This window comes from Neolewinella litorea (assembly GCF_004803465.1).
GTDB classification, from domain to species: domain Bacteria; phylum Bacteroidota; class Bacteroidia; order Chitinophagales; family Saprospiraceae; genus Neolewinella; species Neolewinella litorea.
The window spans coordinates 66,598-79,809 of record NZ_SRSF01000011.1; the positions used below are offsets into that span (position 1 = coordinate 66,598).

The 13,212-nt window shown below is 57.6% G+C and carries 13 protein-coding genes and 1 pseudogene; all 14 read right to left on the reverse strand.

All coding sequences use genetic code 11. From position 1 onward, the window contains the following. The gene (locus tag E4021_RS16075) at positions 1 to 2,523 is read right to left on the reverse strand and encodes a GNAT family N-acetyltransferase (RefSeq protein WP_136460403.1); all 2,523 of its coding nucleotides are present in this window, start codon (positions 2,521 to 2,523) and stop codon (positions 1 to 3) included. 161 nt (positions 2,524 to 2,684) lie between these two features. Beyond that, positions 2,685 to 2,989: pseudogene (locus E4021_RS18625) on the reverse strand (VOC family protein). 20 nt (positions 2,990 to 3,009) lie between these two features. Next, a complete protein-coding gene (locus E4021_RS16085) occupies positions 3,010 to 3,519 on the reverse strand; it encodes a GNAT family N-acetyltransferase (protein WP_136460404.1) in 510 nt (169 codons plus the stop codon). A gap of 144 nt (positions 3,520 to 3,663) precedes the next feature. Beyond that, positions 3,664 to 4,383, reverse strand: coding sequence for a 3-ketoacyl-ACP reductase (locus tag E4021_RS16090; protein WP_136460405.1), 720 nt, complete (start codon positions 4,381 to 4,383; stop codon positions 3,664 to 3,666). A gap of 76 nt (positions 4,384 to 4,459) precedes the next feature. Next, positions 4,460 to 4,666 (reverse strand): GDCCVxC domain-containing (seleno)protein, encoded by a 207-nt coding sequence (locus E4021_RS16095; RefSeq protein ID WP_136460406.1) that lies wholly within the window; start codon positions 4,664 to 4,666, stop codon positions 4,460 to 4,462. A 57-nt stretch (positions 4,667 to 4,723) separates the two neighbouring features. Then, the gene (locus E4021_RS16100; protein WP_168797654.1) at positions 4,724 to 5,599 is read right to left on the reverse strand and encodes an alpha/beta hydrolase; all 876 of its coding nucleotides are present in this window, start codon (positions 5,597 to 5,599) and stop codon (positions 4,724 to 4,726) included. A gap of 63 nt (positions 5,600 to 5,662) precedes the next feature. Further along, positions 5,663 to 5,950 (reverse strand): Trm112 family protein, encoded by a 288-nt coding sequence (locus E4021_RS16105; protein ID WP_136460408.1) that lies wholly within the window; start codon positions 5,948 to 5,950, stop codon positions 5,663 to 5,665. Between the two features lie 4 nt (positions 5,951 to 5,954). Beyond that, the gene (locus E4021_RS16110) at positions 5,955 to 6,590 is read right to left on the reverse strand and encodes a thiamine phosphate synthase (protein WP_168797655.1); all 636 of its coding nucleotides are present in this window, start codon (positions 6,588 to 6,590) and stop codon (positions 5,955 to 5,957) included. After that, positions 6,587 to 7,648, reverse strand: coding sequence for an AIR synthase-related protein (locus E4021_RS16115; protein WP_136460410.1), 1,062 nt, complete (start codon positions 7,646 to 7,648; stop codon positions 6,587 to 6,589). The genes E4021_RS16110 and E4021_RS16115 overlap by 4 nt, the downstream gene beginning before the upstream one ends. Further along, complete coding sequence (locus E4021_RS16120) at positions 7,648 to 8,376, reverse strand: class I SAM-dependent methyltransferase (RefSeq protein ID WP_136460411.1); 729 nt, start codon at positions 8,374 to 8,376, stop codon at positions 7,648 to 7,650. Before E4021_RS16120 ends, E4021_RS16115 begins: the two co-directional genes overlap by 1 nt. Positions 8,377 to 8,484: 108 nt before the next feature. Continuing rightward, complete coding sequence (locus tag E4021_RS16125) at positions 8,485 to 8,961, reverse strand: YybH family protein (protein ID WP_136460412.1); 477 nt, start codon at positions 8,959 to 8,961, stop codon at positions 8,485 to 8,487. Between the two features lie 232 nt (positions 8,962 to 9,193). Continuing rightward, positions 9,194 to 9,781, reverse strand: coding sequence for a CHAP domain-containing protein (locus E4021_RS16130; protein WP_136460413.1), 588 nt, complete (start codon positions 9,779 to 9,781; stop codon positions 9,194 to 9,196). Between the two features lie 73 nt (positions 9,782 to 9,854). After that, entirely contained in the window at positions 9,855 to 10,322 is a 468-nt protein-coding gene (locus E4021_RS16135) for a DUF2975 domain-containing protein (protein ID WP_211097050.1), read from the reverse strand. A gap of 570 nt (positions 10,323 to 10,892) precedes the next feature. Further along, positions 10,893 to 12,929: an HAD family hydrolase gene (locus E4021_RS16140; protein WP_136460414.1), complete on the reverse strand. Its 2,037-nt coding sequence runs from the start codon at positions 12,927 to 12,929 to the stop codon at positions 10,893 to 10,895. Between the last annotated feature and the right edge of the window lie 283 nt (positions 12,930 to 13,212).

A 13,212-nucleotide genomic window follows, 5' to 3' on the forward strand; every position in this document is an offset into this window, starting at 1 on the left:
TCACTTGCGCAGAATGAATCGCTTGCCCGCATCAATGGACGAATTGCGGTACAGGCGGTAGGCAATGTACACGCTGATGGCGATGAGCACCAGCAAAACCACCAACTTCATCATTATCGGGAAGGTATTCAGTCGGGGGCCGCCGATCTCGGTGATCAGACCGGTGACCACCTCGTAGATCTGGAAGATGGAGATCACCATCAGCAACACGTTCACCCAAAACTGGTAACGGTGATCCAGGTTGGCGTTGCTCTCATCGATGAGGTTGTCGATCTGTTCCAGGTTGGCCAGCGTCCGCGTGCGCTTTTCGAGGATGCCGCGGTGCATCAACCCATATTCGAAGAGGTCCTGCTCCGTCGGGTACTGGAACACGTTCGGCAGGAAGTCGATGTTCAGCAGTTGGCGGATCTGCTTTCGGCTGGCTTCCAGCTTGCGGATGTCGACCACGCTCTCGTCGCCCATCACCTCCTCCAGCACCGCCTGACTCCTCGCGAAGGCGTCATTCACCACGTATTCGTTGTGGGCCAGCACGGCACTCGGGATCTGCAGGTAGGGGTTGATGCCGATCGTATTGACGGAAGCCGCGAACACGCTATCGCCGTAACCGAAAGAGGACAGCACCCCGCGGTTGATGGTCAGGAAGGAGCTTTCGGTAGCGCTGCGTGGAATCAGGGTATCGCTGACTTCCTCGAAGCCCATACGGTCGAAGTCCAGGATCCCCAGGGTGATGCCGCAGAAGGCCTCGAAGACGTATTCCGCGTGCTTGTTCCGTGCGTACTGCCGCTGCACGTCGAGAGAGCTCACCTTCTTGCCTTCTTCGTTGCTGCGCAGGTTCTCGAAGAGCTGGGCCAGCACTTCCCGGATCCGTTCACCTTCTTCTGCCGACCCCGCCGCGGTAAAGCGGCAATAATCCGTATCGATCCCTACGATCCCGGTCCGGATGGCGTCGATCGACAGCCTTTCCGGCTGCTCGGTTTCACCGCTGTGGTCCTGCCGCTTTGCGTAGCGTATGCCGGACAGCTCCTCAAATAACTCCATCACGTTCAACTCCTTTTCCTCCCGATCCGGGATGACGAACTTGATATTCCGGAGCTCGCGAATCTTCTCCCCTTCCGACTTGCTCTCCTGGGAGCCGCTGAAGAATTTCATCAGTTTGATCAGGTCGATCTCGTCGATCCCGGTGCCCTCAATGGCGGAAAATACCAGGTGCCAGACCCGGATCTCGCTGCTGAAGAAGTAGCTGTAGTTGAGGAAGACCTTCAGCCGAATCTCCTTGACCACCTCGTGGACCACCTCTCCACCACGGCGACACCGCGCCACCGTTCTGACCGTAGCGTGCTGCTGTTGCTCCCCTTCGGCCAACACATAAAACATCTCCTGCCTTCCCTCGGAAACGAAGGTGACCGTCTGGGGGAACCTGACCATTACCTCCCGGAACTTTGGAAAATTGAAGCAGCGGGTGTAGAACGGTGGGGCGGACTGGTAGGCGTACGACAGCAGGTCGGTCTCGAAGGAGTGGGTCACTACGCAGAATCGGTCGTTCTGCTGGTGGGCCGACAGCGGATCGGCGTTGTCGGCTCGACCCAGCAGGGGAAGAAAGGCCCCCGAACCTCCCCGTCGCAGCCCCGCCCGGTAGTACGACTCGTCGACGAGGAGCTCCAGACAAACGGATGCCCGTCCGAACACCAGTTGGGGGGCCTCCTGCCGGGGCAACTGCTGCAGGTAGGTGACTCCGGAAGCGGCGTACGCGTTGCGCAGCAGGCTTTCGTACATCCCCTCAATCTCCATGGTTTCGAAACCGGGTGCTGTTCCCGGCGTCCAGGTTGTTGCTTTATCGAGTTCGGTTTGAAGATCCCCCCGCAGGGCCTCCAGGCTATGGTAAAATTCCACCAGGAAGCACAGCAGGGTATTGATACTTAGCAAGAAGACGTCGCCGGTCAGTCGAGGGAAGGTGCACAGGTAAAGATTGGTGACCGGCCCCTTTTCGCTGTCCAGCGGGGGCTGTACGTAGTCGATGTCGACCCGTTTGGCACCCAGCTGGTAAAAGGCGGTGAGCCGGTCGGCAGGGGCCATGGAGTCGTTCCCGACCGGGGTCAGGAAGGGATTGTTCGTCTCGAAAAAGACCGCCTTCACGGGTCTTCCCTGCGATTGGAAGTGCTCGACCAGGGCCGGGATCCCCCGCTCATGGTCGGTTTCGATGAGGGTGCGGGCGATGCCGGTGCCACGTACCGCCTTGTCCACGAAAAGGTAGGTAAGCATGCAGCAGGCACTGCGCGGGTAATACTCGAAGATCGCGCCGCCCCGCACGCTGCCGTCGATGGTGTAGGCGATAAGGTGGGTGTGGGGATTATCCGAACCCTCCCGGATGCGTCGCAGGATGAAGCGGGGCTCTTCCCGCTCGTTCTCGTCGGGAAAGTTGTCAGGGTGGGCGTACAGCGCAAAGAACGGATCGACCAGCGCGGCGTGGGCCTCCAGGTCGGCGGGGTTGAGTATCCAGTGCAGGGCGTGACCAGACGGTGCCATAGGTGATCCCGTTTTACAACCCGCTGGTGAGATCCCGGGCTGCCAGCGTTAAGCTAGGTCTTTTCCCGACATTGGCGGGTGGTAAAGTTTGGGCCGGGGAGCCTGTCCTACCTGGCGCTTTTCGGACTTTTCCGGCACCCGCGTCCACGCCCGAAAACCGACTACTGCAGGGCGTACAATTCGATGGGTAGGCCATCCGGGTCGTTGAAAAAGGTGAAGCGGCGGTCCGTAAACTCATCCACGCGCACCGGTTCCGTTTCCACCTGCCGTTGGTTCAGGTAGTCCACCCACTGGTCCAGGTCTTGCACTCCGAACGCAAGGTGCCGCAACCCCCGGGCCTCGGGGCGCTTTCCTCGCGGTAGACTTCCCGTACGATCTCGAGGCCCAGCACCTCAGTATAAAAACGCTTCGAGCGCCCGTAGTCGGAGCAGATGATGGCGATGTGGTGGAGGCGGTCGGGTTGCATGGTATTCATCGGGGTCAGTATTATGCATTGCCGCGCCACCGCCCCGGGTAAAGCTCCCGGTACATGATGTAAGTATCCACCAGCCCCCGCTTCGCGTGGCGGAAGCCCTGCGGCGTGGTGCCGATGATGCGGAAGCCGAACCGCTGCCACAGCTTCACCGCCGCCACGTTGGTGCTCACTACGATGTTGAACTGGATGGCGCGGTAGCCGCTGCGGTGGGCGAATTCAATGGAGTGCTCGCACATCAGCTTGCCCACGCCCCGGCCCCGGGCCCGCTCACCGACCATGTAGCTGCAGTCCGCCACGTGGTCGCCCAGGCCAGGCTGGTTCGCCTTGAGGATGTAGGTGCCCAGGATTTCCCCCTCCGCTTCGACCACGAAGGTGTGCATATAGTCGGCGAACCAGTACCGCTGCAGGTCGGCCCTGGGGGTATCGGGGGGATAGACGTAGGTATCGCCGGTCCGGATGACGGCTTGAAAAATATCCCAAACGGCGTCGTAATCCGACGGGGTGGCTTCGCGAAGGTGCATGTGAGGAGGGGGGTTAAGGGGGCAATCCGCCGCTAAAATATCCGCCGGAAGGCTTCTCCGTCGAACTCCACCACGCTCCCATCGTCTAGGGCGAACCACAGTCGCTCCGGCGACAGTGTTCCTTTGAGATGTTGTGCTCCTCCCCTACGGATTGGTAGACCACAGCGAGGCCCCCTGCAGCATCGCCCGGCGGGGCAGCTTCAGGCCGGCCACGATGAGCTCCGCGAAGTCTTCGGGCTGCAGCACGCGGTCAGCGGAATCACGGTCGGCAATGCCTAGCTCCACGGACATATCCGAGGCAATGGTGCTCGGCGTCAGGGTAGTCACCCGGATGTTGTGCTTGCGCACCTCCTTCATGAGGGATTCCGAGAAGCCGATCACGCCGAACTTCGAGGCCGAGTAGGCTGAGGTCTTCGCGTTGCCGTTCAACCCCGCGGTCGAGGCCACGTTGAAGATGTCGCCCTGGTTCTTTTCCACTAGCTGGGGCAGCACTTCCCGGGTTACGTAGTACATCCCCAAGAGGTTGGTCTGTACGATCCGCGCCCACTGCTCCGCCTCCATTTCCAGCACGGTGCCGAAGGCCGCGATACCGGCGTTGTTCACCAGGATGTCCACCTCGCCGAAGCGGTTCATGATCTTCCCGATGCCCATTTTCACGCTCTCGTAATCGCTTACGTCGAAGGCCGCGTAGGTCGCTTCCACCCCGTGCGATTTCAGCTCATCCACCGTGTCCTTCAGTTGCTGCTCGTTGCGGCCGGTGATGGCCACGTGGATTCCTTCCCGTGCAAAGGCCAGGGCCGTAGCCTTTCCGAGTCCGCGGCTGCCGCCGGTGATGATCGCTTTCTTTCCCTTCAGTCCTTCCATGCTCGTCTACTTTTTGTGAGAGGCTAAAGTAGGCAGGGCCCAACTTCCAGGGCGGCGGCGCGCGGGTGCCGGCCGACTAACAGCAGTTCCGGTCCTCCTGGACGGGCGGACACGCCACCGTTCCGTAGCTGCAGAAGACGCAGCAATCTCCCGGCTTTGGCTTCAGCAGCGTGTGGCAGCTATCACACTCGTAGAAATACTGACAGGCGTCCGTTGGCATTTCTTCCTCCTGCTGGTGCCCGCAGACCGGACAGGTAATGATGGACCGGGTGACTACTTCCATCTTTTCAGTTTTGTCTTGTACCCGTAAAGGCGGTCGCAGCGCAAAGGGTTCTCCCCTTCACCGCCGCAGGCCATCCAGAAAGGCGAAAATCTCCGCGTAGGCGGCTGCGAGTTCCTCGTCCGTAGGACTGTGCTTGCCCTGCGGGACGAAGCGCAGCACGTCCCTGCCGGCCCGGAATTTACCCGTGAAGGCCTGGAAGGTATCCGGCGGAATCTGGTCGTCCAGTCCACCGTGCCAGAGGAAGACCGGGGGGTCGCGGCGGTCGAAGTAGTTGACCGGCTCGTAGATAGCCACCGCTTCGGGGTCGGCGTAGCCTTCACCGGAGAACAGGGCTTTTCCGGCCGCGCTGAACAGTTCGTATTCGTGGTCAACGAAGATCCGCTCGATGACGTCCAGCTGGTCCACCGGCCCGGAAAAGTTGATGATGCCGACAATACGGGTGCCCGGGTCCAGCCGGTCGGGATAGGAAGGGTCGTTCCAGGACAGTCCCACGTTGGTGGCGATCTGGGCTCCGGCGGAGAATCCGGTCACGATCACCCGATCGAGTTCCAGCGAATAGGCATCAGCTTGGTTCTGGAGGAAGTTCAGGGCGAGGGGCAGATCGCTCGTCGCGGTGGCGATGCCGCGTTTCAGGCGGTAGTTCAGGTTGACGACGTTGAGCCCCTTGCGCAGGTAGGGCTCGATGTACTTTTCCTCCTTGGCCTTGTCGCTCAGGTAATACGCCCCGCCGTGCAGGAATACGATGGTGTAATTGTGCTTCCCGTAGGAAGCTGCGGTTTCGGAAAGGTAGATGTCCATCACCTGCTCGGGATCCGATCCGTAGGCGACGTTACGGTAGACGGTGTAGGATGCTTCGATCTGGCTTGCGGATTGGTCGGGCAAGGAAGCCAGGCGCGTCGCGCAGGAAGAAAGGAGGATGACGGCGGCGACCATCCAGCAAGGTATTCCGTAGTGCATCATTACCCGTTTACCCTAAAGCTAGGGGATGTGAGGCACTCAGCCCAGCAGTTTCTGCTCGCTCCCCGCCTCCAGCACGAAGGACGGGCTGTGAGCGTCCACCTTCAGTCCCCAGCGCTCCAGGATGGGCAGTTCCAGTTGCCGTTCCCGGTATTCGTCCGGCGACATGATCGGGATACTGTATATGATGGGGTAATAGCGCCGACAGGCCGGACAGATCAGCAGCCCCTCCAGGATATCGCCGTTTTCATTTTCCCGGAAGATGTGGGCGTGCAGGTCGCCCTTGTCGAAGGGGCAGCATAGCTTGTTCAAGAGGTCCTTCTGCATGGGTTTATGGTTTTAACTTTTGTAATGCCAGGTGGTAAGCGTTCACCGCCGCGGCCGGGTCCGCCGCGTCCAGGATGCCCGAGATCACCGCCACCCCGTCGAAGTCCAGCCCCGCCAGCCGCGACAGGTTACCGGGCCGGATGCCGCCCGACACGAAGATGGCCACGTCGGTGACGGTCCGGGCCGCCCGGATGTTTTCGGGGCGGACGATCTCGCAACTCCCCACAGAGGAGGAAGGGAATACCGCGCAGAAACTGATGTAGTCCGCGCCCAGCTCCCCCGCCCGTTTTATTTTTACCGGGTCGTTGCCGACCGTCACCCCGATAATTTTTCCGCCCAAGGCCGTGCGGATCGTAGCCAGGTCCGCGGGGATTTCGTCAAAGTGTACTCCTTGCAATTCCGCCTCAAGGGCCAGCGCCCAGTCTTCGTGCATGAGCACCGGCACCCCGTACTCGCCGCAGCGGGCGGCAACCTCCCCGAGGAAGTCGAGCTGTTGCTTCCGCGAGATCCCTTCCGTCCAGTGGTCCCACACTTGCACCAGGCCCAGTCCGCCCTCCAGGGCCCGGGCCAGCTGGCGGAGCAGTTCCGGCCAATCCCTTTTGGGATCGACTACCAGGTAGACGCCGTGGGGTCGTTTCATTTCCATCCCGCTGCGTACGCCTGGTAAAATGCCGCCCAGTAGGGGTCCTTGCCGTCGAAGGCGAACGCTTTCCGGCGACCGTTGGCAAGGAGCGTTTTGTCTGCCGCTTCGGTAAAGTGGCCCACCGCGGTTGCCGGAATCCCCGCCGCAGCCAGGGCGTTCCCCAGGGCAGCTTCCGCCGCGGGGGCCACGGCGATGAGCATGGAACCCGCGCCCACGGCAAACAAGGGATCGATGCCGAACACTTCGGCCACGGCCCGCGCTTCCGGCTCCACCGGGATCAGTGCCGGGTTAACCGCAAACCCCAATCCTGCAGCCTGCGCCATTTCGTCCAGGGCCCCCAGCACCCCGCCTTCGGTGACGTCGTGCATACCGTGCAGGTCCAGGTTGGCCGTCAGGGTGGCCGCGGCGATCCTGCTTTCCTCCAGCACCGACAGCTTCCAAAAGTTCTCAGCGGCCTTTTGCTGTACCTCTACGCCGGCCCGGTCCTTCACCGTTTCCGGAAAGGCCATCGCCAGCAGGGCGGTGGAGGAGAGGGCGGCCGATTTGGTGACCACGATGGCGTCCCCCGCCCGGGCACCGTTGCTGGTCAGGATGCTGTCGCGCGGAGCGGTCAGGAACATGGTGCCGCCACCGGCGAGGGTCGACTCCTGGTCGCCGGACTGCCCGGTGTGCCCGCCCGTAATGGCAATGCCGTGGGCTTTGCACAGGCGGTCCACGAAGCCCCAGTACGCGTTGAAGTCCGTCCGCGACAGGCGCGCGGGCAGGTTCAGGACGAACTGGGCGTACTGCGGCGGAAAGCCCGTGGTGCTCATGTCGTTAGCCAGCAGGTGGACCGACAACCAGGCGGAGACCTCCAGTCCCAGCGAAGGAATCAGCGAAAGCGGATCGCTCGATACCGCCAGGGCCAGGCCGTTGCCCAGGTCGATCACGCTGGTGTCCACGCCAAAGGAAGGCCCCTGGATCACCTCCGGTCTTGGGGCGCCGCAGCGGGGCAGCAGGTCTTCCTTGAAAACCCGCGCGCTCACCTTCCCGGTTTGGTCCTCAAAGGCTCCCATCAGACGTCGTTCAGTTTCACGTGCAAGCCGAAGAAGTCGCCGTAGGGCACCCGCCACTGCTGGGTGGGGAACCACTTGGGCAGCCCCGTGGCGTTCCAGCTGATGGTGTAGTCCCGGTCGGGCAGGGCCTCACGGATGAGGGCCTGCAACGTCTTCGGGGTGTAGAAGGTGGCCGTCACGTAGTAGTTGTTCCGGCCGATGGCCTGCTGCACCTTGCGCCGGATCAGCTTGGGGGTGTTGCGGTTCATCATCCCGAAGACAATCCCGTACTTGCCCACCCGCACCGCCTCCCGGATCACCTGTACGGGATTCTGATAGTACTCAAAGGTGGTCACGAAGGCCAGGGCGTCAAAGGTGTGGTCCTTGAAGGGCATGTGGTGGGAATCGGCCATCACCAGGTCGCCGCCGAAGAGCTGCCGCCCCTGGGCCAACATGAAGGGGGAGATGTCGCCCCCCGTGGCCTCGATGCCGATCTCGTGCCACCAGCGGGTAAAGCGGGTGGTGCCACAGCCGAACTCCAGCAGGGTTTTCACCCGGGCATCCTTCTTGATCAGTTGCTCCAGGGTGCGCTTCTGCCATACCTCCTGCCGCTTGTAGGGGCCTTCGTAGTACTGCTCGTAGCGGTCGGTGTCGTCGCGGTTGAAGAACCATTCCTTCCTGCCCTGCCAATTGCGCAGCTCACTCCCGGGGGTCAGTTCGAAGGTTGGTCTGTCCGTAATCTCTTTCATCGGGTCCGGTTGCTTGGGGTGGTCAAATTACGAAAGGTCGAATATAAGGGCGCGGCGCGCAGGTGCCGGGGAAAGGGCGAATCCAGCCGGAGGCGGATTTACGATCCGCTATCCCTCCCCCAGCGGGCTCATCACGTCGACGACGTTTTTCCAGGAGCCGTCCGCCTGCTTTTTCCAGATCGTCACCGACCGGAATTCCTGTACCACAGGACTGCCCGTGGAATCCGCCATGGTCATTCGGGAATCCTCAATCAGGTACCCCATGTCCCCACTCTCCGATATTTTGGCGCTGACGGGCTCCCAGCTAATGCTGAAATTCGGATCCGCGAAGGAGCCCTCTATCATGCCACGGATGGCCTCCCGCCCCTGCATATCGGGCTGACCGGCGGTAATAACCAGCGCGTCTTCGGCCCAGAATTCCAGCGTTTTTTCTACGTCCCGGGCCTGGGCGGCGTTCGACCAGTCGCGACTGGCCTGCATCAACTGCTCGGCTTCAGCGTCCCGGTCCACGGAGTCGTTGTCGCACCCCACGATCATCAGGCAACCTGCAAATAACAAGAGCTGGAGAAAGGATGAATGTCTCATAGCAAGCACTATTTAAAGTAACCTGCCATAAAATACGGGAAGGATTGGATGCACTGCAAGGGCTACCTGCGGATCGGACGCTGAGCAATAATCCTGTTCCGGGGCAACGCTTTGGGGAAGCGTAAACTAGCGTAAATCGATTCGGGTAACGCTCACCACCTATACATGCCCGTTCATCGGGTCAATTATAAGGGGCGACGATTGCTGGCCGGTTCGCCTGCCCGGGCTTTGCCTATTCCTTCCGCAGCCACCCGACGATGCGGTCGTTGCCGATGGACCAGGTTCCGTTCGCGTGATTGAGGGAATAGGTTTCCCGCGAGTTTCCCAACGGACCGGGGTTCTGCTGAATGATCTCTATTTCGTCGTCGGCCACGGCGGAAACGATGGCCACGTGGCCGTATTTGTTAAAGGCGGTGCCGGCAAAGACCAGCAGATCATCCACTTGCGGTTGGCGCCGGCTGGGATTGGTGTACTGCGTGAGGTTTCTGCGCTTGTTGGGGCTGCCGTCGGCCACCGCGGGGTCAAAGAAGTCCCGGGCGTGACCGTAACTGTCGGGCATGCGGTGATCGAGGTGCTCGTAATAATATCGCTTGACGAACTCTACGCATTGGTACTTCAGTCCCAAATTGTATCCGTCCGGGGTGGTGTTGCGGCCCGTTACAGTGCCTACGGCCCCGTTGTAGTAGACCCCTACCCCATTCAGTTGGTCGATCTCCTGTCCGACTTCCCGCCCCGGGGCTACGTCGACCATCTTGACCGCCCAGAGTGCGGCAACCCCTGCCACCAGCAGGCCGAAAAGGAGAAGTAGGATACGTTTCATTTTCTCTTGCTTCGGTGGAAGTTAGGGCGTGACGGGGAAACCATCATTCCGGGTATGCCTGGCGAACTACCAGTCAGGACCTTTGACCCACCGGGCCCCGCCGTTTTCTTTCCGCGCCGGCGGCGGCAAATGCCGCCCCGACCGAGACAGCGACGTATATCATGCAAAGGGCCAGGAAGCCGGCCGGATCGTCATCAGGGTGGTGTGCTACTTTGATGTAGAGTCCGGCTGCACCGACCAAAAATGCCGACAGGATGGCGCAGTAGCGGATGATCCTCAGGGCCCGCCGCGACTTCCGAGACGGCCATTCATCCCGCCGCAGGTACCCCAGCAACCGGAATACCTGGTACAGTCCGGTGAAAAAGGTGGCAGAAGCCGCGTAGCCGTAGAGAATGAAGGGGTCCAGATATATAGCGGGAAGGTTCAGGTTAGCGGCCCGCCCTTCCAGCAGGGGGAACCAGGCCAGGGCCACTATGGCCGCGACCCCGGTCAGGACGATGGCCATTTGCATCAAGCCTATGAAGATACTTTTCGCCGTCATGGTATTAGATTCAATTACCGGCTGGGCCGCTAGGGATTCACGACAATCAAGTTAGGGGAAAACTGCCATCCGGCGCATGGTATTTCCCCGCCAAGTCGGTGGCTATGCCCCCCTACCCAAAAACCGTATCTCTCTGTGGTCAAGGATATCCCACTTTTCCGCCTCGACCAGGCAAGTCAGGGACTCCAGATAGTTGATAGATTAGGTGATGGCCTCAAGGCAACTAATTTGGTCGAAACCTAACATCACCCGGTCAAGTAGCTGTAAGCCTATCCCTCAATCCAACCAGATTATAGTAGTACCGCCCCTGCTTTGGTTTGCTCTCCGAAGTAGCTCCAACGGGCGAACAGCATCGTTACCCCGGGCCGCGAAATCCTGGTCCAGGCCGATTCAAGCACGCCGGCGGCCGAACTTTTACCTGGGAGTGGTCGGAGCTTAGGGAAAGCGCGCACAAGTACACGATAAGAATGGGCACGCGATTACCCGCAATTGAAAATTAGCGGGTCTCAAATGAGGATTACCGAACGGGGTCGTCTTCTTGGCTACTTCATCCAAAACCATTGGAATACATTATTTTCGAATAAAACCTAAATACAGTCTGACAAACCGTTTTGCAAATTGCCTTTTTTCCATCAACTCCTCCCGGCTGACGTGTTTTTTTACCATCTTTAAAAAATTAAGGCGGGGGTCTAGCTGAATCATAATCCGTGGAAGTAACCGGCTCCGCGCGTAAGATCCATCAAACCATTGAGTGTAGGAACTTCGTTGTTTCTTACTGGAAATTATGTACCTCAAAGCTTGTGAAACAGTAAATGGCGGAGCGAACATACGAATGTTAGATTCCTCAATATTGCCACTATAATAAAGATCTCCGAGTGTAGCGGCCACCTCGGGAGTAGCGTCCTCTAACATTTCAAGCAAAATGGGTGTAATGGCTGCATAAGTGGTTTCAATTTCGGGGTATGCGGCCAGGGATTGACTGAGCGTACGAGAAAACGTCCGGATACCTTTTTTATAGTCGTCCATTCCCCACGTTTCAAGATGCACGGAAGGGGCTTTCAGTACCGGCTCGCAACGTCCGGCATCGTTTTTTTGGTAGCGCAAGGTTGTCCCATGTTCGCATTGCAAAAGTAGTTCCAGGATGGGTCCTTTTCCAGGTCTAATCGAGGGAAACATGTAGGCGGGTACCCTTCTGTTCTCTGCAGAGGTATGCGCACTAAAATAAGTTACCGCCAAATAGTAAGATGTCAGTTTAACATTACCTTTTTTGCTTTTCAATATTTTGAATATCGCATCCTGAAGCGTCCCCCTCCACCCTATATCGACAAACCCAATACGTTCACCCTGGAAAAGCCCTTCCTGCTCAAAATAACAAACGACGGTCTCACGGTAAACTCTCGCCTTTGATTCCACCTCAGCCTTCAGGGCTGAATTACTCAGGAGTTCATTTTGCAAACGGCTTATCAGCGCGTTTGTGAGCCTATTCTCTACGCCGTGATTGACTAGGGAATGCTTCAAATCCGGGTCAAGATAATCAATCAGTACATTCGGCTTGAAATGCAAACGTTTTGCGACAATATTAAAAGATATGGCATTATCCATTTCCTGGAAAATCCACCTGAAGCAACTAGTGGTGAGACAAAAAATTGACGCGAAATACGTTGCCTGTCTGGAAGTGTATAAATACCGGATCTCGATATCGTAGTGAAAAAACGCTATAATTTCTTCTGCTATGATCTTTAGAAGATAGCCATCGCGCGCCAGGAAATAAAGCCGTTTAATTCCTTCATCTACTGCCTGTTTTAGCGAATTATGAACAAACCCATAAAACATAGGCCCGACGAAACTAGCCCCAAGTCGGTAAGACGGCTTAAAATCATAACCTTCCAGGCGTGTTTGCTTACTTGCACCAACAAAAAGTTGCAAGAATAAATTCTGTTCTCCCCTGAAGTAACTCTTTTCAACCTTGCTTAACAGAGAGTCCTGGTAAAAGGTATACTTAACCCCCGCCCGTTTGGCCATAATGCAATCGCTGTCGAAATTATCCCCCGTGTGAATAAGCGTGGAAGGCTGAATATTCTGATCATTGCAGACGTGATAGAAGAGATCTCCGTCAGATTTGCGCATCTTCAGTTCAGAAGAAAGATAGAGTGGAATAGAACACAAGCGAGGGTCCGCATTTTTAAGCATACTCGTGACAACTCCCTTACTGAGATACATATCCGAAATCAGATAGACTTTAGATCCGGAATCAATAATCTTCAATACCCTAGAAACATTTTCTGGTATAGGGTAACAATTCTCAATTTCAATTGTCTCCTCCAATTTTTGAAGGACCTGGAGGTGCTCAGTCTTAACCTGAGGAATATATGAACCTAAAGCCGCATACACCTCATCAAGCGTAATTTCAGGATATGAGCATGTCTCATTGGCTACCTTCTGCGCGTGTACTCGGAGGTTGACGAATTCATCAATAAAAAAATCAGGTAAACCCAATTCAGTTTTACCCTTGAGTTTTTCTCTCATGGTAACAAAAACACCCTTATCATTGGCCAGCTTGCGAGAAATTAGCGTGTCAAAAATATCAAACGAGTAGTTGTTCATCATAGTTAAAATCTAAAATACCAATTAAAAAATCGGTTATTAATTATACAGCATTCTAGCCCTGCTCCTCAGCCAGTGGCTTGGGCTAAACGAAACCATGCCTCAGGACCGGTAGTGCGGAAGTTCATAGTGGACAGACCGCGCAGTTCAGCCTTATGCTCCTTTGCGGCCTCCGTAAAGGTAAACATCGCCGCGCAAACGTCGGGGTGGCCAAAGGCAAACAATGATCAGTGAAGGAGTATAGCGATGAGTCACCAAGTCCATTTGCGCTGAATTTCCGCACCAT